Source organism: Demequina oxidasica (assembly GCF_000975115.1).
In the GTDB taxonomy this organism is placed as follows: Bacteria; Actinomycetota; Actinomycetes; order Actinomycetales; family Demequinaceae; genus Demequina; species Demequina oxidasica.
In genome coordinates, this window is record NZ_BBRE01000003.1 from 171,657 (window position 1) to 192,367 (window position 20,711).

Annotated in this window: 17 protein-coding genes; 7 read left to right on the forward strand and 10 right to left on the reverse strand. The window is 64.3% G+C overall.

Going from position 1 to position 20,711, the window contains the following annotated elements; genetic code table 11:
• The first annotated feature begins 122 nt into the window (after window positions 1-122).
• A complete protein-coding gene (locus AOP77_RS12645; protein ID WP_062213020.1) occupies window positions 123-416 on the forward strand; it encodes an Rv3235 family protein in 294 nt (97 codons plus the stop codon).
• On the opposite strand, the gene secA is transcribed toward AOP77_RS12645, so the two are convergent.
• The 6 genes from secA to mtrA all read right to left on the reverse strand — a co-directional run bounded on the left by secA (window position 413) and on the right by mtrA (window position 9,245).
• Window positions 413-3,262 (reverse strand): preprotein translocase subunit SecA, encoded by a 2,850-nt coding sequence (gene secA, locus AOP77_RS09715; protein WP_062213023.1) that lies wholly within the window; start codon window positions 3,260-3,262, stop codon window positions 413-415. The two genes, AOP77_RS12645 and secA, sit on opposite strands and share 4 nt — an antisense overlap.
• A 187-nt stretch (window positions 3,263-3,449) precedes the next feature.
• The gene (locus tag AOP77_RS09720; RefSeq protein WP_062213025.1) at window positions 3,450-4,154 is read right to left on the reverse strand and encodes a ribosome hibernation promotion factor; all 705 of its coding nucleotides are present in this window, start codon (window positions 4,152-4,154) and stop codon (window positions 3,450-3,452) included.
• A 73-nt stretch (window positions 4,155-4,227) separates the two neighbouring features.
• Window positions 4,228-5,025 (reverse strand): ComF family protein, encoded by a 798-nt coding sequence (locus AOP77_RS09725; RefSeq protein WP_062213028.1) that lies wholly within the window; start codon window positions 5,023-5,025, stop codon window positions 4,228-4,230.
• Between the two features lie 116 nt (window positions 5,026-5,141).
• Window positions 5,142-6,917: an LpqB family beta-propeller domain-containing protein gene (locus AOP77_RS09730; RefSeq protein WP_062213031.1), complete on the reverse strand. Its 1,776-nt coding sequence runs from the start codon at window positions 6,915-6,917 to the stop codon at window positions 5,142-5,144.
• A complete protein-coding gene (gene mtrB, locus AOP77_RS09735) occupies window positions 6,914-8,470 on the reverse strand; it encodes an MtrAB system histidine kinase MtrB (protein WP_062213034.1) in 1,557 nt (518 codons plus the stop codon). Before mtrB ends, AOP77_RS09730 begins: the two co-directional genes overlap by 4 nt.
• 91 nt (window positions 8,471-8,561) lie before the next feature.
• Entirely contained in the window at window positions 8,562-9,245 is a 684-nt protein-coding gene (mtrA, locus tag AOP77_RS09740; RefSeq protein ID WP_062213038.1) for an MtrAB system response regulator MtrA, read from the reverse strand.
• A 244-nt stretch (window positions 9,246-9,489) separates the two neighbouring features.
• Here mtrA and AOP77_RS09745 point away from each other — a divergent pair, with 244 nt between their 5' ends.
• The 5 genes from AOP77_RS09745 to AOP77_RS09765 all read left to right on the forward strand — a co-directional run bounded on the left by AOP77_RS09745 (window position 9,490) and on the right by AOP77_RS09765 (window position 14,808).
• The gene (locus AOP77_RS09745; protein ID WP_062213041.1) at window positions 9,490-10,530 is read left to right on the forward strand and encodes a hypothetical protein; all 1,041 of its coding nucleotides are present in this window, start codon (window positions 9,490-9,492) and stop codon (window positions 10,528-10,530) included.
• Entirely contained in the window at window positions 10,531-11,172 is a 642-nt protein-coding gene (locus AOP77_RS09750; RefSeq protein ID WP_062213044.1) for a DUF4129 domain-containing protein, read from the forward strand. It abuts the gene before it with no gap.
• Window positions 11,169-12,383 (forward strand): DUF4350 domain-containing protein, encoded by a 1,215-nt coding sequence (locus AOP77_RS09755; RefSeq protein ID WP_062213046.1) that lies wholly within the window; start codon window positions 11,169-11,171, stop codon window positions 12,381-12,383. The genes AOP77_RS09750 and AOP77_RS09755 overlap by 4 nt, the downstream gene beginning before the upstream one ends.
• Before the next feature lie 134 nt (window positions 12,384-12,517).
• The gene (locus AOP77_RS09760; protein ID WP_062213465.1) at window positions 12,518-13,507 is read left to right on the forward strand and encodes an AAA family ATPase; all 990 of its coding nucleotides are present in this window, start codon (window positions 12,518-12,520) and stop codon (window positions 13,505-13,507) included.
• 8 nt (window positions 13,508-13,515) lie between these two features.
• Entirely contained in the window at window positions 13,516-14,808 is a 1,293-nt protein-coding gene (locus AOP77_RS09765; protein ID WP_062213048.1) for a DUF58 domain-containing protein, read from the forward strand.
• A 98-nt stretch (window positions 14,809-14,906) separates the two neighbouring features.
• Here the strand turns inward: AOP77_RS09765 and AOP77_RS09770 are convergent, their stop codons facing one another.
• Window positions 14,907-15,902, reverse strand: a complete 996-nt coding sequence (locus AOP77_RS09770; protein WP_062213051.1) for a stage II sporulation protein M — start codon at window positions 15,900-15,902, stop codon at window positions 14,907-14,909.
• 41 nt (window positions 15,903-15,943) lie between these two features.
• Between AOP77_RS09770 and AOP77_RS09775 the strand changes: the two genes are divergently transcribed.
• Window positions 15,944-16,771, forward strand: a complete 828-nt coding sequence (locus AOP77_RS09775; RefSeq protein ID WP_062213052.1) for an RDD family protein — start codon at window positions 15,944-15,946, stop codon at window positions 16,769-16,771.
• A gap of 6 nt (window positions 16,772-16,777) precedes the next feature.
• On the opposite strand, the gene ahcY is transcribed toward AOP77_RS09775, so the two are convergent.
• From ahcY to AOP77_RS09790, 3 genes are read right to left on the reverse strand one after another with little or no spacing between them, the layout of a single operon-like run.
• Window positions 16,778-18,241, reverse strand: coding sequence for an adenosylhomocysteinase (gene ahcY, locus AOP77_RS09780; RefSeq protein WP_062213053.1), 1,464 nt, complete (start codon window positions 18,239-18,241; stop codon window positions 16,778-16,780).
• 5 nt (window positions 18,242-18,246) lie between these two features.
• Window positions 18,247-19,233, reverse strand: a complete 987-nt coding sequence (locus tag AOP77_RS09785; RefSeq protein WP_062213054.1) for a cation diffusion facilitator family transporter — start codon at window positions 19,231-19,233, stop codon at window positions 18,247-18,249.
• Complete coding sequence (locus AOP77_RS09790; protein ID WP_062213056.1) at window positions 19,234-20,682, reverse strand: phosphomannomutase/phosphoglucomutase; 1,449 nt, start codon at window positions 20,680-20,682, stop codon at window positions 19,234-19,236.
• Window positions 20,683-20,711 lie beyond the last annotated feature (29 nt).

Consider the following 20,711-nt stretch of genomic DNA (forward strand, 5'->3'; position numbering starts at 1 on the left):
CGACTGCGACGAGGGCAATTGCGCCTGTTCGGACACCTGCACAGGGCGACACGGTCAGACGGGCGGACCTTTACGCACGGCGCCGCAAACCATTGGGGGATCCAGCTCCGCTGGCGTGCACAGTGGCGAAAGCCGCTCTCGAGACCGTCTTGGGCGCCAGCACCATCGAGTCACTGGTGCGTTGGCTCAGTCCCGAGGTCCGGGAGAGCCTCGCTCAGCAACACTCTCTCGCACGGCGCGCCGGTAGAATCTCTTCTCCTCCGGTCGCGATCAAACGCGCGCGGGTATGCCGGGTCAGCGCCCGCGCGGCCGAGGTCAGCATCGTCGCCTACTGCGACGGCCGCGCCCGAGCAATCGCAATGCGATTGGAGGACGCGGCCGGGCGGTGGCTCGTGACGACGATTGAAGTGGGCTAGGCCTCATTCTTCCCGTGGCACATTTTGTACTTCTTACCAGACCCACACGGGCAGGGGGCGTTCTTCGCGGTCCCTGGGAAGGTACCGCCATCGGCCTCGGTCTTGGCTGCGGTCTGCTGAGCCTTGGGCTTCGTCACCTTCGCGGTACCGTCCTCGGACGGCGACGAGTAGGTGAGCGCACCCATATTGGCCTGCATCATTCCGCTGGTTCCGGTGCTCGTTGACGCGCCAGCGGCCATCCGGCGAGGCGCCTGGGTTCCCGCGCCACCCACCTGAGTGACTTCGCCCGTCGGAGAAGTCGCGCGGATACCTGGCCCGGCAGCGGGCTGAGCGGCCTGGTCGGCTGTTGCCGGCTCACGCTTCTCGACGCGGTACAGGATCTGTAGGGAGTGCTCCTTGATGGAGTCAGTCATCGCCTCGAAGAGCTGGTAGCCCTCACGCTGGTACTCGATGAGCGGGTCACGCTGGCCCATTGCACGCAGCCCGATGCCCTCCTTGAGGTAATCCATCTCATAGAGGTGCTCGCGCCACTTAAGGTCGAGTACCTGCATCACGACCTGGCGCTCGACGGTGCGCATGAGGTCACCGCCAAGGCGATCTTCGACGGCCTCGTACTGCACCTTCGCGTCGGCCTGGAGTTCACGCTTGAGGAAGTTGGTGTTCAGCGCGCCCACACCGCCAGCCTCATCGACAATCTCATCGATCGTGACGGATACCGGGTACACCGTCCGTAGGTCCTTCCACAGCGCCTCGAGGTCCCAGTCATCGGGGTTGCCAACCTGGGTGGCGGACTCCACATACTCGCCCGTCACGTTGTCGACGAATTCGAGCATCTGGTCCCGGAAGTCCTCGCCGTCGAGCACTCGGCGGCGCTCTGCGAAGATGACAGTGCGCTGTTCACTCATCACATCGTCATACTTGAGGACGTTCTTGCGTGCCTCGTGGTTACGCCCCTCGATCTGCGCCTGCGCACTACGCACGCCGCGCGTCAGCACCTTCGACTCGATCGGCATGTCGTCGGGAAGCGCACTCGAGTTCATTACCTGAGCGGCAAGGCCCGACTGGAACATGCGCATCAGGTCATCGTCGAGCGAGAGGTAGAAACGCGACTCGCCAGGGTCACCCTGGCGGCCCGCGCGTCCACGCAGCTGGTTGTCAATGCGGCGCGACTCGTGGCGTTCGGTTCCCAGCACATAGAGCCCGCCGGCGGCGAGGACCTCGTCATGCTCGGCCTCAACCGCGTGCTGCTCACGCTCGAAAACCTCGTTCCACACCCGCTCGTACTCTTCCGGGTTCTCTGCGGCGTCGATTCCACGCTTGTGCATCTCTGCCACCGCACGGAACTCCGGGTTGCCACCAAGCATGATGTCGGTACCGCGGCCAGCCATATTGGTTGCCACGGTCACAGCGCCCTTGCGTCCCGCCTCGGCGACCACGGAGGCTTCGCTCTCATGCTGCTTGGCGTTGAGAACATTGTGCTGGATGCCGCGCTGACGCAGCACTTTGGACAGTACCTCTGACTTCTCGACGGACACGGTACCCACGAGGACCGGCTGCCCGTTTTGGTTGCGCTCGACGATGTCATCAATCAGCGCATTGAACTTGGCGTCCTGGCTCTTGTAGAGGAGGTCTGCCTGGTCAATGCGCACCATGGGCTTGTTGGTGGGAATGGGGATAACTCCCAGGCCGTAGGTCGCGCTGAGCTCAGCGGCTTCGGTCTGGGCGGTACCCGTCATGCCGGACAACTTGTTGTACTGGCGGAAGTAATTCTGCAGCGTGATCGAGGCGTAGGTCTGATTCTCCGCCTTAATCTCGACGCCCTCTTTGGCCTCGATTGCTTGGTGGAGACCCTCGGAGTAGCGCCGGCCTTTGAGGAGACGGCCGGTGTGCTCGTCAACGATGTCGACCTCGCCGCCCTGCACCACGTAGTCCTTGTCGAGCTTGAAGAGCTCCTTGGCCTTGATCGCGTTATTGAGGTAACCAATCAGCGGCGTGTTCTCTGGCGAGTAGAGGTTCGCCACACCCAGCGCCTGTTCGATCTTGTCAATGCCGGGCTCGAGGATTCCGACGGTGCGCTTGGCCTCTTCCACCTCGTAGTCCTCGTCGAGCTTCATAGAACCCACGAGCCGCGCAAACTCGGTGTACCACTTGCCGTTGTCGCCCTGCGCGGGGCCCGAGATGATCAGCGGCGTCCGCGCTTCATCGATCAGGATCGAGTCGACCTCATCGACGATCGCGTAGTGGTAGCCACGGTGCACGAGCTGCGAGGGGTCCATCACCATGTTGTCGCGCAGGTGGTCGAAGCCGAACTCGTTGTTGGTGCCGTAGGTGATGTCACACGCGTACTGCACCTTGCGCTCGGGAGGGGTTTGGCCGGAGACGATGACACCGGTCTCCATGCCGAGGAAGCGGAACACCCGACCCATCAGCTCAGACTGGTACTGAGCGAGATAGTCGTTCACCGTCACCACGTGCACGCCCTTGCCATCTAGCGCGTTGAGATATGCGGGAAGGGTGGCGACTAGAGTCTTGCCCTCACCGGTCTTCATCTCGGCAATGTTTCCGTTGTGGAGCGCGGCGCCGCCCATGATCTGCACGTCGAAGTGACGCATACCGAGCGTGCGTCGCGAGGCCTCACGCACCGCTGCGAAAGCCTCAGGAAGCAGGGAATCAAGGCTCTCGCCTTCTGCCCGGCGTTCCTTGAAGGACTCAGTGAGGTCCTTTAACTCGTCGTCGGTCATCTGCTCGTAAATGGGCTCGAGCGAGTTGGTCTGCGTCACGGCTTTTTCCAAGCGACGCAGTTCGCGTCCCTCGCCGATGCGGATGATGCGATCTAAAACAGCCACGAATACTCCAGTCAGGGCGTACGGTTCCGTCAACCATCGTAGGCGCTTCTACAGGTTTCAAGGTGTCGTCTCGCTCACGGCGTACGCGTTGCCGCCTATGCCGGCCAGATAGACCGCCGGCGCACACGAAAGGGCGCATCTCCCCCGCGGGGAAGATGCGCCCTTGTCGTTACAGGAGGAACTGTCGTTAGGCGCTCTCGCGCTGGCCATCCTCGACTTTGTCACGCTCAATGGACGTGGGCTCTGCGACCGTGGATTCAAGGTGAATCACGCCGTACGTCCAGCCTCGTCGACGGTAGACCGCTGACGCGAGTCCGGACTCAATGTCGTGGAACAGGAAGAAGTCGTGTCCCACTAGCTCCATCTGGTCGATCGCGTCGGCAACCGACATCGGGGCGCCTTCATGGGTTTTTGATCGAATCACGATGGGCGTGCCATCGATCGGCACCTCGCGAGTGTTGCCCTCGGGAGCACCTTCCCATGACTCCACGCTGGCCACCTGCTCGTCGGCCTTCGGCTCCTTTGCCGGCATATCAAGTGTCGCTTCGATGTCCGCGATGGGCACGGCGTGCAGCGGCGGCGTGTTGTTGTGACGGTGCGCCTTGCGCTCGTGTTGCCTGCGTAGTCGCTCGGTCAATCGCGCAACCGCGGCGTCGAGCGCTACCAGGCGATCGTCGGCGGCGGCCTCGACGCGAACCACCCCGTGGTCGTAGAGAGTGATCTCTATTCGCTCGCGATCAGATGACAGCCGTGGGTTCCGCTCGTGCACCACGTGGACCTCGGCCCTCGTCGCCTTGGGGGCGAGAGTGTCTACCTTGTCCAACTTATCGAGAATCTTCTGGCGTACGTCTTCAGAAACCTTGGTGTGACGTCCAACAATCGCGATGTCCATGTTCGGGTACTCCTTCGTCGATATGAGCGGCTAGCGCTCAGGGCATGATGTCAGCGGCGCGTTCAGCGCCTGCTCAATCACCCCCTCTACCATCGAAGGTGTCCGACAATTCGTCGGCCTCTGACTCCCACCCTAACCCCACCGAGGGACTCTTGCCTCGCATTGGCGCCGTGGCGAGAGTGAGTCCCGCACACACCACTGCTCCGGCAGCCTCGAGTCTGTCTCGAGCCGCCGCCAGCGTCGCGCCCGTGGTCATCACGTCATCGACCAGCACCACCGCTCTGGTGCCATCTACCGGGCGGCTCAGTCGCATGGACTGCTGCGCGCCCCGCCACCGTTCACGGGCCGACAGACCCCGCGACTCCGCCCTCCGCATCGTCAAGGCGGGCACCGCCACCGCATCGGATCCTGCGGCGCGCCACCGCTGTGCGCAAGCAGTCGCGAGCATGGCGGGCAGATCCACTCCCCGTCGTCGCGTAGATGACCGTCGCGCAGGCAATGCGATCACTGCGATTCTTTTGGCCGTGGTGATCTCAGCGGCGACGCTGCCGGCTGCGCGCGCCATCGCCTCCTTGAAGAACGAGTCCAGGTCGCGCCGCTGAGAGTCCTTCCACGCCTCAATCATCAACTGCGGAGAGCCCTCCAGTTCCGCGATCGACCAGACCGCGATCGGCACCTCCCCTAGTCGATGCAGCCGCGGCGCATTCTCCTCACTGCGATACGGGTCCTCCCACCATGGCGCCTCGCATTCGTCGCACCACCGCACGTCGTCGCGGCCGCACCCGGGGCAGCACACCGGCACGATGAGGCGGGCCAGTTCCCGGGCGCCGGTCATTGCGACACTCGATGCGTTGGCGAGGAGGCGGCTCATGCTCCCACTGTGTCAGGCTGACATCGATGGCTGCCCGTCCGCACCGCTAGCCGCTGGGTGTCTGAGATGCCCCAGGGCCTGTGCACCACGGCTGGTGCGTCGGCCCAGTCTGACCGTCAGCCCGCGTACTCAAGATCCGTGACCTCGATCAGGATTTCTTCCCAGCCTGTTCCGACGCGGGTGCGCACCGAACCGTCCTCTCCCACCGTGGTGAGTGAGCTCTCTCCCTGGCGCGCCGTAACTGATTTGGCGCCCACGGTGGCGGACTCGAGTACGGTCTCGCCACCAACCGTGGCAATCCAGAGCGATGAGGGCACTTCCTCCTGCGCCTCACCCAGAATCGCAAAGCTCAGGTCATTGATCCATTGCGCGTCGACGGCGGTCGTGACATCCACTCCAACAGACAGCGGCGAACCGAGCGTCAGGGGCACGCCTCCCTCGGTCCTCACTACGGCGGCGACCTCCGCGAGTTGCTGGCCGCCTTCGCGCGACAGCACCACCACCCGCGTACCGTCGCGGGACACCGCGACCGCCTGCACGGTGCGGCCCTCGAGCCACCTCGCGTCAATGTCCGCCTGGTCTCCGCTGGGGCGCACCGCGACAAGCTGCCCCTGGTTCGCGTTTTCTGCAGTCCACACCCAGCCCTGGCGGTCGTACGACGGCCCAACGAGACGGTTACCGCTGTAAAGCGTCGTATAGTCCATCGCGTTCTCGGGGGGCGCCAGTTCGGGCGTCATCGGTTCCAGGCTCTCGACGCCACCTCGGAGTGCAGGCGATGCTGCCAGGACAGAGTTGTTCACGAGGAAGGCCGCCATGGCGCCCCCAAATGAGCGAGCCACATGGCTCGCATTGGCGGGCAGGGACCCTTCAGAGTCCGGCGCCACCCACATCTGAGTGCCGTCCCACGTTCCTAGGCGGGCGGCCACGATCACCGCCGCATCATTGTCTGGAATCGGAGCGGGGCTGAGCTCGACGCTGCCGTCCCCTCCGAGCGCGACACCACCGGCCGTGACGGTGACGGCAACGACGCCGGGCAACGTGGTGAGAGTTCGCGTCAATTGCTCCTGGGCAAGCGCGCGCTGGCCAGGGGTGCCCGCGGACTCGGTATTGAGCTGCACGGCGGCGATTCCATCCGTCACTACTACGGAGTCGAGCTCAAGCGCGGCACCCGCGGGAAAACCAGTCTTGACCGCACTCGCGAGCCATGGAGACGGCCCGGCAATCAGTTCCCGCGTCGCCCACGTTGGCCCATTGTTCTGGGGCAGCCAACGCAAGTCAGGCACGATGGTGGTCGAATCCATCGACGCGAAGGCGAGCGGTACCGGCAAGAAGAGGTGGTCAAAGTTGGCCTGCGCAATGACGGCGCCGTTGTCGAGTTCCGAGATTCGGTATTCGCCATAGGTGTTCTGAACTACTTGGAAGGTGATCGGCTCACGCGTGCCGTCGGTGGACTCGACCAGCACTCCCGCGCTGTCAACCTCGGCGGCAACAGGAACCGAGTATTGAATGGCGTTGGTGGCCTCGTCCCAGTCGGGAGTCAACGCGCCGGAGTCAAAAACCAGCACTCGCGTGGAGGGATCCCACTCGTTGCTTGCCTCCGGCGTGAGGTATTCGCGGGCCACGGAAAAATTCGAGGCGAAGCCCGCGGCCGATGCGGTGAGGAACCCGCTGACGATGGCGATCGGGCTGTCGCCCACCTGGGGCCCCTCGGCGAACGGCAAGACCGGGTTGGTATCCGGCACCTGGCCGTCGCCCTCTTCGACGGGTCCCGCATCGGGAATGGAAACGCAGCCCGCGAGCGCCAGCGTCGCCGCGGCGATTGCTGCCGCCAGGCGTCCCCAGGTGCGGCGCGGACCAAACCGGCGCGCGTCCTCAGTGGTGCGAGCGGTCATGGTTTTACCCCCTCGGCGAAATCAGTGGACAGCGGCACTCGCTCCCCCACTGTCCCAAACTCTGCCTCACGCAAGACGAGCGGCATCACGGGTTGCTGGCCGAGCCCACGTGAAGTGCGCGGCAACATCAGCCTAAAACTAGCGCCGTTGCCGGGCGAACCCCAGGCCTCGAGTTTGCCGTCGTGCAAGGTGGCGTCTTCGCGTGCGATGGAGAGCCCCAGACCGGTGCCACCCATGGTTCGCGCCCGCGCGGCATCGGCTCGCCAGAATCGATCGAAGACGCGTTCAGCTTGCTGAGGCGTGAGGCCAACGCCGTAGTCACGCACGACCAGCCCGACGCCACGCTTGCCCGCCACGACCGCTACGTCGATGGGCTTTCGCTCAGCGTGCTCGACGGCGTTGGACAGCAGGTTACGCACAATTCGGCTGACGCGAGGGCGATCCATCGAGGCCATGTGCGTCCCCGGCGACATCCATAGCCGAATCTTGACGCCATGGTCCTTGATCGCCGGCAGGATGGCCTCAATCTCCTCGCGGACTACGTCGCCAAGGTCGATGCGGTCAAACTCGAGCCTGGCAGCACCAGCGTCGATTCGCGAAATCTCCAGGAGGTCCGCGAGAAGGGTCTCGAAGCGGTCGAGCTGATTGTTAAGCAGCTCCGCGGACCGCGAGACGTCGGGCGGGAACGTGTCCCGTGCGTCGTACAGGATGTCCGATGCCATGCGGACGGTCGTGAGTGGTGTCCGCAGTTCGTGGGAGACGTCGGACACGAACCTACGCTGCAGGCGCGACAACCCCTCCATGCGGGTGATCTGGCGTTGAAGTGACTCCGCCATCTCGTTGAAGGTACGCGCGAGCGTCGCCATCTCATCGTTTCCCCGTACCGGCATGCGTTCACTGAGCCGCCCGTCCGCAAGCCGGGATGCCACACGGGCCGCCGCGCGCACCGGCCGCACCGCCTGCAGAGTCACCATAAACGCCATGAACACCACCAATGCGACCAGCGCACCTGCACCAAACGCCAGCACCTGCTGAATCAGGCTCAGTGTCTCTTGCTCGTCCTCAAGCGAGTAGACAAAATAGAGCTCGTACTCGCCTGCAGACCGGATCTCGAGCGACGAACCCACCACCACGCCAGGGACCTCGGTGCCGGGGATCTCAACGAATTGCCACGGCTGAGCAGAGCCTGCCTCGACAGCCTCGCGCATCTCGGGACTCACGACGGTAGGCGAACTCGAGGTCAGGGTATTCAGAACCAGGTTTGAACTGTTGCCCGGATCCGGCAGCAGCACTAGCCCACGGCCGTCGCCTCCGAGCACCTGGAGCGCATCGATGGTGTCGTACACCAGAAGTTGCAGTTCTCCCGGTGTCTCCGCAGTGGCGGCATTCATCTGCGCCTGCGCGGCGGTGGAGTCCCGTGCACTCTCGGCAAGAATCCGCTCCACGCGAGTGTCGACAAGTCCGTCGCGAATCTGACTTGTCAGGTATGCACCAAGCAGTGCCACTGCGCCCAAGCCCACCACGAGCGTGGTAACCACAAGCCGGAGCATCATTGACCGGCTCCACCTGCGCCACACCCTGCGGGGAGGTCCGACGATGGTCGCCCGGACCGCGCGCGCGGTGACCTTCATGGCGCGCAGCCAATCAAGAGGTGGGGCCGCCGGCCTTGTATCCCACTCCGCGGATGGTCAGCACGATCTTAGGGTTTTCCGGGTCGAGCTCGACCTTGGCGCGCAGCCGCTGAATGTGGACGTTGACGAGGCGCGTATCCGCGGCGTGGCGGTAGCCCCAGACGTCCTCGAGCAGCACCTCACGCGTGAATACCTGGCCCGGCGAACGCGCGAGGGTGACTAACACGTCGAACTCGAGCGGCGTCAGCGGGATCATCTCGCCGTCACGCGTCACGCGGTGACCGGTCACGTCGATTTCGAGGTCGCCAACCCGCACGATTCCTGGCGCCGCGTTGTCATTGCGGCGCAAGCGCGCACGCACGCGGGCTATCAACTCACGCGGCTTGAATGGCTTGGGAACGTAGTCATCGGCACCTGACTCAAGACCAAGGACCACGTCCACTGTGTCGGACTTCGCGGTGAGCATGATGATGGGCACACCCGACTCGGCCCGAATTTCGCGGCAGATGTCGATTCCGCTCTTGCCCGGCAGCATGAGGTCGAGCAGGACCACATCGGGTTCTTCGGCGCGAAAGATCCCAAGCGCCCGGTCACCGTGGTCACAAAATACCGTGTCGAAACCGTCGGCTCGCAGCACAATGCCGATCATTTCCGCGACTGCAGGGTCATCGTCGACCACTAAGATTCGAGACGTCATACAGCCATTATGCCGTCAGAATCGCGGCAGTCCACAGCCACCTGCGTGTTTGTCCCGGCGCCATGGCAAGATAGTCGACGTCAGGGAGGACGTACGAGTGGACGAAGACAACAAATCTGAACCCGAGGCATCAGGCGCACCCTCGTGGCACCAGAATGCTCCCCAGTGGGCGCCGCCAACGGTAGAAGCGCCCTCCACCACGCACGCAAAGGCGCCAGATCCGACGCCTTCAGTTGCTCCGCCGATGCCGGGGCAGCCTTCCCAGTACGCGGCGCCGCAGCAGGGGGCACCGTCGCAGGCTTACGGCCAGTATGGCGTCGCCACCGCGCCCGCCCCGCTGCCGACTTTCCGCTCGTGGCAGCCAGGAATCGTCGCGCTACGACCCCTGTCGTTCGGGGACTTCTTGTCCGCGCCGTTCAAGGCCATGCGATTCAATCGCAGCGTGGTGCTCGGCGGCCCGCTGCTATTCACGCTGCTAGCCACCGCGTTATCGGTTACCGCTTTGTGGCTACTGTTCAACGATCCTCAACTGGGCCTCACAAGCGTCACTAGCGTCGGCACTAGCATTCAGGCCTCGACGGTCATTGTCGGACTCCTCGCGATGGTTTCCACGTTGCTCGCCAGCGTTCTGTCGAGCGCCATTGTCGCGCCGGGCGTGGCGCGCGCCGTCCTGGGCGAGCGCATCACGCTTCGTACCGCATGGGATCAGGTGCGCGCTAAGTTCGGGCACATCCTGCTGCTCTACGTCGTCACCACAGTGGCGCTCGGCGTCGTGATAGTGCTCGCCGCCATCCCCCTATTTTATGGAATTGGCTCTAATGAGGCCGTGTGGATGGTGCTCGGCATTGTCCTCGTGCTGGTGATTCTGGGCCCCGCCACCTTCGTTGTCGCGATGATCATGGGCCTCGCGCAACCCATCATCGTGCTCGAGCAGATTGGCGCGTTCGCTGCGCTGGGGCGAGCGTGGCGCCTCGTCAAGGGCCGGTTCTGGTGGTCGGTTCTCATCGTGTTTGTCTCGAGCACGCTGATCTATATTGCTACTGCAATGCTGCAAGGCGGTGGACAGATGTTCGCCATGCTGGGCTTAGCAGTCGCACCAGAGGGTAGCGCCATCCAGTTGATCGTTTTCTTTGTAATCTATGGACTCGCCATTGTCGTCGCACTCGTGGTGACCTACGCGTACATGGGATCGCTATTCACGTTGCTCTACACGGACATGCGCATGCGCCACGAGGGCTTCGACCTCGACCTCGCGCGCGCTGCCGAGGCGCGGAGCCGACGCTAAGTGGTCTGGGCCTCTATCCCGGTGGATCCGGATGCCGATACTGCGCGCGAATGGGCGATCAACGAGCTCGCGAAGAGTGAATACACCCGAGCAGGCTCGAACTGGCTCGAGGCCTTCTGGCAATGGCTCATGGACCTTTTCGAGGGCGTTGGTCGCGTGGGAGGGAATATTGGCTCTCTCGGGGTACCCGGAATGCTCCTCTTCGTGGTGCTCGGAATCGCCCTAGTAGCGGTAGTCGTGTGGATCGTGGTGGGCCCGTTGCGTCGATCGCGTCGATCACGCTCGGATGCCGAAGTCTTTGGGGGTGACGAGCGTGACTCGTCAGCACTCGCGAGCGCCGCGGACGAGGCAGCCGCTGCGGGAGACTGGACCACAGCCCTGGTCCACCTCTACCGAGCGATGGTGCGCCATCTGGACGAACGCGGCAGCATCGACATTTACGCAGGCATGACCGCGCACGAGGCCGCCGTCCTGGCCAGCCGCGCCCTCCCCCGGGTCGCGGACGGGATCGCTACAGATGCCGACGCATTCGACGATGCACGCTACGGCAGGCGGGCCACCACCGAGGACGATTTCCGGCATGCCGTGAGCACCTTCGCGGCGATTCGTTCCGCGGCTAAGCGACGGGTGGTCAGCACATGAGCATCGACGCTGGACAGCGTGACTATGTGAGTGCCACGGCGGGCCCCACCATCACCGCCCGCGCCCGCCGTTCACCTCTGCTGTTTGTGGGCCTTGCGATCTTCGCAATCATCATCACCATCCTTGTCACCCAGTCGCGTCCCGCCGACAACCAGGATTTGTCGATCGACAACACCGCTCCGAACGGAGCACACGCGGTCGCTCAGATACTCCGTGATCAGGGCGTGGGCGTACGCCAGGTCAACCTGCTCAGCGACGCGCGCATCGAGGATCCGAAGCACACCACGCTCGTCATCGTCGCGAGCTCGACCTTCCTCTCCAGTGCTCAATCGGACTCAATCGCGGGTTACCCAGGTGACATCGTGTACTTGGGGCTCACCCCAGATGCGCTCGAGGCCGCTGGCCCCGACCTCTACTACGAATATGCCGAACCGGGAGCGACCGTCGTCGCTCAATGCGCGGACCCGGACGCCGTCGCGGCGGAGGAAACCAGAACCGGCGAGGACTCCATCTCCATAGGCGGATTGGCCCCTCATGATGCCGAATTGTGCTTCCCCGATGCCGAGGGCGGATATGCCTACGCACGGGTAGAGACCGACCTCGGTGCACGCATCTTCCTCGCCAATCCCCACATCGCGACCAACGACAAGCTCGACGAACTCGGCAATGCAGCGCTCACGTTGCGCGCCATGGGGCGCCACGAGTCCGTAACCTGGTACGTGGGTAGTTACGCGGATACGACCACTCTGACCTGGGGCGATGATGGGTTGGCTCCCGACAAGATCACGACAAACCCAAATTTCCTCCCGCCGGGCACCGCAGACGCGCTCTTCGCGCTCGGCCTCGCGGCGCTCATCGCGGCCTTCTGGCGAGCGCGACGGTTTGGGCCGTTGGTCACGGAGCCGCTGCCCGTCGTAGTGCGATCCTCAGAGGCGACGCGCGGCCGTGCCCGCCTGTATCGCCGAGCAAGGGCCACCGGCCGATCCACAGCCGCGATTCGTGGGCTCGTCGCGCTCAGAATCGGCCAACGATTAGGGGTACCCCGCGCAGCGGGTAAGGCCGGACTGCTCGAGGCGATCACGCGCACCACCGGGCGCAACAGCGGCGACGTGGACGCACTTCTCTACGGTCCACCGCCCGCAAATGAGACTGCCATGATGCAACTAGTTGAAAGACTCGACCAACTCGAAAGTGAGGTTCACCAACCGTGAGCGACAACCCCCAGGACACCCCCGGCACCCACGAGGAGCCATCCAACCCTGAGCCCGTTAGCGCCGAGCCATTCACCCCACACTCGCCGTCAACCGACGCGCCCGTGCACGACCCGGTGACCACTGCCGCTCCCATGCTCACGCCGACCACAGCACCGGCTCCCGAGCCCGTCGTCTCCGAAGCGCGCGAGGCACTTGCTCGTCTACGCACCGAAGTAGGGAAGTCGGTCGTCGGCCAAGATCAGGTTGTGACGGGGCTCGTCATCGCCCTGCTATGCAAGGGCCACGTGTTGATGGAGGGGGTACCCGGCGTCGCGAAGACGCTGTTGGTACGGACTCTCTCACACACCCTGGGAATGGACTTCAAGCGGGTTCAGTTCACGCCCGACCTCATGCCAGGCGACGTCACCGGGTCGCTGGTCTACGACGCCCGCACGGCGGCCTTCTCGTTCCGCGAGGGCCCGGTCTTTACCAACTTGCTGCTCGCCGACGAAATCAACCGCACTCCCCCCAAAACTCAGTCCGCACTGCTCGAAGCCATGGAGGACCGTCAGGTGACGGTCGATGGCGAGTCGCGGCCGCTGCCGGACCCATTCCTGGTCATTGCGACGCAGAATCCCGTCGAGTACGAAGGCACCTACCCGCTTCCCGAAGCTCAACTGGACCGCTTCATGCTCAAGCTCACGGTTCCCATGCCGGACCGCGACGCCGAACGTGCCGTGGTCGCTCGCCACGCGGCAGGCTTCAACCCACGGGACCTAGTCGCCGCCGGGGTCCAGAAGGTAGCCTCCATCGAGAACCTCGACCAGGGACGTGCTGAGGTGGCCAAAGTCAGCATCTCAGACGACGTCGTGAGCTACATCGTCGACATCTGCCGGGCTACCCGCGAGGCACCCTCGGTATCGCTAGGAGTGTCGCCTCGTGGCGCCACCGCCCTCATGGCAACGGCCCGCGCGTGGGCATGGATGCGTGGCCGCGACTTCGTCTCCCCGGACGACGTGAAGGCACTCGCCGGGTGGACACTCAGCCACCGCATGCAGATGCGGGCGGAGGCGGAACTCGAAGGAGTCACCACCTCCGCAGTCCTCGCCTCGGTGCTCGCGTCCGTCCCGGTCCCACGCTAAGGACTCGTATGTACATCACGGGGTGGACGGTGCTACTCGCGGCGCTCGGTGCCGTGCCCGCCATCATCACCCAGGACCGTGGAGTGACCTGGCTGTGGATGATTGCCGTGGTCGCGCTAGCGGTCATCGATGCCGGCCTGGCTCCTAAGCCATCGACACTTGGCGTACGGCGGACCGTTCCCGGCTCGGTGCGACTCACGGAGTCAACCTCGGGATCTGTCACCGTGGTCAACAACGGTCAGCGTCGCGTCCGGGGCGCCGTGCGCGATGCCTGGCAACCTTCCGCGGGTGCGAGCAACACTCGGCATCGGCTGAACTTGGCCAGCGGTGTTCGAGCGACATTCGATACCCACTTTCGTCCTACCCGACGCGGCGACAGGCACGCAGACCGCATCACGTTGCGATTGCAGGGGCCGTTGCGACTTGGCGGGCGTCAGCAGTCAGTCGTCGTGAGCGACACATTGCGCGTGCTCCCCGAATTCGCCTCCCGGCGACACCTGCCCTCGCGTCTGCAGCGCCTTCGTGAGATTGACGGTCAGAGTGCAGTTCAGTTGAAGGGCGCTGGATCAGAGTTCGATTCGCTACGTGAATACGTCATTGGTGACGACGTGCGCTCAATCGACTGGCGCGCCACCGCCCGCCGAGCCGATGTAGTGGTGCGCACGTACCGTCCCGAGCGCGACCGGCGCGTGTTCATTGCCCTCGACACTTCGCGCCTGTCAGCAGCGCGTGTGGGAGACGCGCCCCGCCTCGATGCGTCGATTGAGGCGACGCTTCTCCTGACCGCGCTGGCAACCCGCGCCGGGGACCGTGTTCAGGTCACCGCGTACGACCGAGTCGAGCGCGCTCGTGCCCTCGGCACCACGGGCGCCGGCGTCATGCCGCAGTTGGCCTCCGCGCTGGCTGGGGTTGAGCCGGAACTGCTGGAGCCCGACTGGCCTGGAGTCGTGCGACTGGTTCAGAGCCGCCTGTCTCAGCGCTCATTAGTCGTGCTGCTCACCACCATCGACACCTCTACCGCGGACAGCGGCCTACTGGAAGCGGTGGCTGCGCTCTCGCAGTCGCACGTGGTGATGGTGGCCTCCGTCAACGATCCCGAGGTGGAGCAGATGCTCAAGGGACGCGAAGACTCGCACGAGCTCTATGCCGCCGGCGCTGCAGCTCGGGGCGCTCTCGAGCGAGACACCGTCTCTACCCGACTACGCCAGCTCACTGCGGAGGTCGTGACGGCCTCTCCCGACGATCTAGCGCCCGCTGTCGCGGATCGCTACCTCGCACTCAAGGCCGCGGGCCGGCTCTAGTCAGTCGCCACCGCATCTGTCACGGGCAGTGTGGTGCCAACTTCGTCACATGTCCCGGCCATTGCCGGCCACGGCATCGGCCGCGGGTGTGCTTGTCGCTACCCGGCCACCGCTACGGTGTCGACCGCGAAGTCTCCCTCGGTGTCTCCCGTCATGCCGTGTTGGGTCGCGATCCGGCCGATCACGAAGATGTAGAGCCAGAATGCGACGAAGGCGACGGCACCGATGGCAATCTTCACTCCCCAAGGCAACGTTGATCCGGTGATGTATCCCTCGATGAGGCCGGAGACGAACAGCGTCACCGCGAGGCCGATGGCGACCGCGAAGGCCGTGCGACCCTCCTCGGCCAGCGCCTGACCGCGCGTGCGCGCACCCGGAGACAGCATCACCCAAAACAGCCGCAGACCAGTTCCCGCCGCAACAAAGACCGCGCTGAGTTCCAGTAACCCGTGCGGGATGATCAACTGGAAGAACACGTCGAGGCGGCCCGCCTCGGTCATCACCGCGGCCGCAACTCCAAGTTGGAGCACCGTGTTGTACATGAGGATCAGCGGATATATGCCGGTTAACCCGAACGCGATGCACTGGAACGCGAGGAAGCCGTTGTTGGTCCAGACGGTCGCGGCAAAGGACGTCGAGTCGTAGTCCGTGTAATAGCTCGCGAACTCGTGGTCGGCAATTTGCGCGCGATCCGCGGCAGTGCCAATGAGGGCGAGAGAGTCGGGATGCGTCACCGTCCACCAGGCGCTGAGCGCACCTAGCAGCACCACGGCCGCTGAGACGGCCACCCCCCACCAGCGCACGCGGTACATCGCCGCAGCGACACCGTAGGTGGCGAAGCGGCGCAACTCGTGGGTAGACACCTGGTGTGCGCCCGTGAGCCACACCCGCGCGCTGGCGAGCGTCATCGACAGCCGCGACACCAGCGAAGGCTCGGGTGCCGCCGAGCGAATCGCGGAGAGGTCACCGGCAGTCGACTGATACAGGCGAGTCAGCTCGTCTGCCTCGGCGCCGGTAAGACGCCGCGCGCCCGCGAGTTCCTTTAGCCGGTTCCACCGCGGCTCACGCACAGCCTGGAACGAATCAATGTCCACCCCGCTACGATGCCATATCAGGAGCGAAAAAGGGGGCAGTCGTGACAATCATCGAAGATGAGTTGCTCATTGGCGAAGGAGTAGTGCTGGACGCAGGCGCCGCTCCCGTCACAATGCGCATGCTTTCCGGAGCGATTGATGTCCTCACCTACGGCATCGGGTTTCTGGTCTCTATGGGTTTCATCCTGCGCGCATCGAGCCAGTTGAACGATGCCGCCGTACGTGCGATCGGGATCGGTTGGCTGGTCATCGTGCTCGTTTTGCTACCGGCTGGCGTCGAAACGCTCACACGGGGTAAGTCACTGGGGCGCCTGGCCGCGGGGCTGCGCATAGTCCGGGACGATGGCGGCCCCATCTCCTTCCGCTTTGCCCTTGCCCGGTCCACCGCGGCGCTGCTGGAGGAGTACCTCACGCTGGGCCTGATTGCGGTCACCACCTCGATGTTCAGCCGCCGCGGCAAGCGCATGGGCGACTACCTTGCTGGGACTTATGCGATGCGCACGCGCGGAGGCAGGAGTGCGTTACCGCCGCTGTCGATGCCTTACGGACTCGAAGGCTGGGCGACCACCGCGGACTTCCGCCGGCTTCCCGATGGCCTCGCGCTGACCTCACGCATGTTCTTAGCGCGGGCCACCAGCATGCACCAGTTGTCACGCCTACGCCTTGGACAACAGATCGCGAACCAGTTGAACGAATACGTCGCCCCTGGTCCGCCGCCGGGAACCCACCCCGAGACGTTTATCGCAGGCGTGCTGGTCGCGCGTCGCGACCGCGAGTACGGAATCGAGATGAACCGTACCCGCCGTCGCGACGCGGACTCCGCTCTGGTGCGGTCACTTCCCTTTGGTATCCCCGACGTCGAAAACTAGCGACCGCTAGTAGCGGTAGTGATCCGCCTTGAACGGTCCGCTGGCATCGATGCCTAGGTAGTCAGCCTGGTCCGTGGTCATTTCCGTCAGGCGCACACCAAGAGCGTCAAGGTGCAGGCGTGCGACCTTCTCATCAAGCACCTTGGGCAGACGGTGTACGCCAAGCGGGTACTCGGCGAGGTTAGTCCACAGTTCAATCTGTGCCATTACCTGATTGGTGAACGAGGCGCTCATCACAAAGCTAGGGTGGCCCGTCGCGTTGCCGAGGTTCAGCAGGCGGCCCTCGGACAGCACGATGATGCTGTGGCCGTCAGGGAACACCCATTCGTCGACCTGCGGCTTGATGGGGGTGTGCTTGGCGCCGGAGCGTCCCAGCCCCGCCATGTCGATCTCGTTGTCAAAGTGGCCGACGTTGCCCACGATGGCCTTGTCCTTCATCGCCGCCATGTGCTCGACGCGGACGATGTCCTTGTTGCCCGTGGTGGTGATGAAGAAGTCGGCGCGTGCCACGTAGTCCTCGAGGAGCGCGACCTCGTAGCCGTCCATCGCCGCCTGCAGCGCGCAGATAGGATCGACTTCACTGACGATCACGCGGGCGCCCTGGCCTCGAAGCGCCTCGGCGGCACCCTTGCCCACGTCGCCGTACCCGCACACGAACGCGACCTTGCCGCCCATGAGGACGTCAGTCGCGCGATTGATGCCGTCGGGCAACGAGTGACGGATGCCGTACTTGTTGTCGAACTTGGACTTGGTGACGGAGTCGTTGACGTTAATGACGGGGAACAGCAACTCGCTGCGCACGGCCATCTGCTCCATGCGGTGCACGCCTGTGGTGGTCTCCTCGGAGACGCCAACGATGCCTGCCGCCATGCGGGTAAAGCGGGTGGGGTCTGTCGCCAGGGAGCGACGGATGACCGCGCGCATGCCCTCGACCTCGGCGTTGTAGGCCGGGTCCTCCTCCTCGAGCGGAGCGGGAACCACCCCCGCCTGCTCTGCCTTGGCTCCCTCGTGCACGAGTAACGTGGCGTCTCCACCATCGTCGAGGATGATCGTGGGGCCGTCGTGCCCGTCCCATGTGAGGATCTGATCGGTGTACTCCCAGTACTCGCGGATGGTCTCGCCCTTAATGGCGAAGACCGGCACTCCGTCAGGTGACGCATAGGTGCCCTTGCCGACCACGATTGCCGCCGCGGCATCGTCCTGGGTGGAGAAGATATTGCACGAGGCCCAGCGCACGTCGGCGCCCAGTTCAGTCAGCGTCTCGATCAGCACCGCGGTTTGGGTGGTCATGTGCAGCGAGCCCGCGATACGCGCGCCAGCAAGCGGCTGGGCCGCCCCGAACTCCTCGCGCAAGGACATCAGTCCCGGCATCTCCTGCTCGGCCAGGCGGATCTGGTGGCGACCGGCTTCCGCTAGCGCGAGGTCCGCGATGACGTAGTCGTTGGGGGTGGTTGAGTCGGTTGCGCTCACGAGTACTAGTGCTCCTTAGTGGTTGCAGAATCAGTGGCGGTGCGCGCGGCCCCGCCGTCGTCTGTCAGCTCGCCGGCCGTAGTGGCGTGACGAAGATCTGGCTCAATGAAAATGAGTCGCGCGGCGGGTACCTCAGCACGGATGCGGCGCTCGGCATCGTCGACGTGCGCGGCAATGTGCTCGATGGTCGCGCCGGGACGCACACCCACCTTGCACGCCACCAGGACGTCATCAGGGCCCAGGTGCATGGTGCGTAGGTGAATGATGTCGCCAAGTTCAGATTCCGCGAAGGCGGCTCGAATACGGGCATCATCCTCCTCGGTCACAGACTCGCCCATCAACATGGACTTGGTCTCCCGTGCGAGCACGATGGCGATGATGACGAGCAGCAGTCCGATCATCGCGGTTCCCGCGGCGTCCCACAAGCCGTTGCCGGTGATCAGCGTCATCGAGACACCAAAGAGCGCGAAGAACAGGCCCAGCAGAGCACCAAAGTCCTCGAGCAAGATCACGGGCAGTTCGGGCGAGCGCGACTTGCGGATGAAGGCGAGCCAGCCAAGTTTGCCGCGCACCTTGTTGGACTCGTGGACTGCGGTGCGAAAAGAGTAGCCCTCGAGGCAGATCGCCATGACAAGCACCGCGATGGGAACCCATAGCCAGGACTCGATCGGCTCGGGATGCTGGAACTTGTGCCACGCCTCGTACAGCGCGAATAGGCCACCGAGCGAGAACAGCACGACCGCGACGAGGAAGGCGTAGTAGTACCGGTTGCGGGCGTAGCCGAAGGGGTGCTCGGCATCGGCTTCCTTGCGTGCCTGCTTGCCGCCCACCAGCAGCAGAATCTGATTGCCCGAGTCTGCGACGGAGTGGATTGCCTCGGCGAGCATCGACGATGCGCCGGTCAGGCCGAAGGCGACGAACTTGGTGACGCCGATGCCGAGGTTGGCGCTTAGCGCAGCGACAATCGCTTTGGTCGAGCCGTCAGTAGACATCTACTCACCCCTGATAGTTGAGAGGACCGCGTCCCGCACACTCACCATGGTGGCCTCCGTGCCCGCCTCCACATTCAAGCGCAGCAAAGGCTCCGTGTTGGAGGCGCGTACGTTGAACCACCACTGAAGGTCGGCAGCAGCTGTGTCGTCCCAGTGGGTGACAGTCAGCCCGTCGAACTCGTCAATCTCGGTGGTCGCGTCAACGTGGTTGGCGTGAACCCGCGCAAGCGCTTCGGATACCGAATCCACGCGTGAGTTGATCTCCCCCGATGCCGAGTAGGGCGTGTAGTCCGACAGCAGCTCGCTGAGAGTCCCGTCCTGCTCGCCAAGCGCCGCGAGCACGTGCATGGCCGCCAGCATGCCGGTGTCGGCGTAGAAGAAGTCACGGAAGTAGAAGTGCGCACTGTGCTCGCCACCAAAGACGGCGTTGTGCTGCGCCATGTCGGCTTTGACGTTGCTGTGCCCCACCTTGGCACGCACAGTGGTCGCGCCGGCCTCGCGCAACTGCTCGCTCGTCGCGCGCGAAGAGATGAGGTTGTGAATGACAGTGGGCTGCTCGCCGTGACCGAGCTCGCGCTTGGCCTCACGCAGCCCCACCAGCGTCGTAATCGCCGATGCTGGGACGACGGCACCATTCTGATCGATTGCAAAGCAGCGGTCCGCGTCCCCGTCGAAGGCGAGGCCGATGTCCGCACCGTGTGCGATGACGGCGGCCTGCAGATCCACCAGGTTCTTGGCGTCCAACGGGTTCGCCTCGTGATTGGGGAATGTGCCGTCGAGCTCGAAGTACAGCGGGATGATGTCGATCGGCAACTCTGCCAGTCCGGCCGCAGTGCCGAGCACTGCGGGAACGGTGTAACCCCCCATCGCATTCGCAGCGTCCACGACCACCTTGAGCGGGCGAATTCCGCTGAGGTCAACGAGTTTGCGCAGAAAGGCAGAGTATTCCGGGAGCATGTCGCGCACCGTCGTTACACCGCGGTGCTCCGCGACGGGGATTGCCTCACCCAAGTACTTGCTCGCGAGCGCACGGACGTCGCCGAGTCCGGTGCTTTCTCCCACCGCGCGGGCGAGGGCACGGCACATCTTCATGCCGTTGTAAGCGGCGGGATTGTGGCTGGCAGTGATCATCACGCCTGGCATATTTAGCACACCCGATGCGTGGTACAGGCCATCGGTCGAGCACATGCCGATGTCGACAGTGTCGATGCCACGGTCGTGCAGGCCCGCCCTCACTGCGGCTGCGAGGCCCGGGCTCGAGTCGCGCATGTCGTGACCCACGGCCACCTGAGGTGCCCCATCCGGCGCCACCACGGCATCGGCGAAAGCAGCGCCTATGGCGCGTGCCACCTCGTCGGTGAGCGACTCACCCACGATTCCCCGTACGTCATACGACTTGATGAGACCGGAGAGGTCGGGATACTGGGCGGCGTCGGCGTTGTCAGTCACGGCACCAGGGTACTAGGCAGGACGCCGGG

Excerpts from the sequence above, each read along its gene's own strand:
- AOP77_RS09745 (WP_062213041.1), top strand. The coding sequence starts at position 9,490 with ATGCCGGGGCAGCCTTCCCAGTACGCGGCGCCGCAGCAGGGGGCACCG.
- AOP77_RS09725 (WP_062213028.1), bottom strand. The coding sequence starts at position 5,025 with ATGAGCCGCCTCCTCGCCAACGCATCGAGTGTCGCAATGACCGGCGCC.
- AOP77_RS09755 (WP_062213046.1), top strand. The coding sequence starts at position 11,169 with ATGAGCATCGACGCTGGACAGCGTGACTATGTGAGTGCCACGGCGGGC.
- AOP77_RS09765 (WP_062213048.1), top strand. The coding sequence starts at position 13,516 with ATGTACATCACGGGGTGGACGGTGCTACTCGCGGCGCTCGGTGCCGTG.
- mtrA (WP_062213038.1), bottom strand. The coding sequence starts at position 9,245 with ATGACGTCTCGAATCTTAGTGGTCGACGATGACCCTGCAGTCGCGGAA.
- AOP77_RS09760 (WP_062213465.1), top strand. The coding sequence starts at position 12,518 with ATGCTCACGCCGACCACAGCACCGGCTCCCGAGCCCGTCGTCTCCGAA.
- mtrB (WP_062213034.1), bottom strand. The coding sequence starts at position 8,470 with ATGATGCTCCGGCTTGTGGTTACCACGCTCGTGGTGGGCTTGGGCGCA.
- AOP77_RS09720 (WP_062213025.1), bottom strand. The coding sequence starts at position 4,154 with ATGGACATCGCGATTGTTGGACGTCACACCAAGGTTTCTGAAGACGTA.
- AOP77_RS09730 (WP_062213031.1), bottom strand. The coding sequence starts at position 6,917 with ATGACCGCTCGCACCACTGAGGACGCGCGCCGGTTTGGTCCGCGCCGC.
- AOP77_RS09785 (WP_062213054.1), bottom strand. The coding sequence starts at position 19,233 with ATGTCTACTGACGGCTCGACCAAAGCGATTGTCGCTGCGCTAAGCGCC.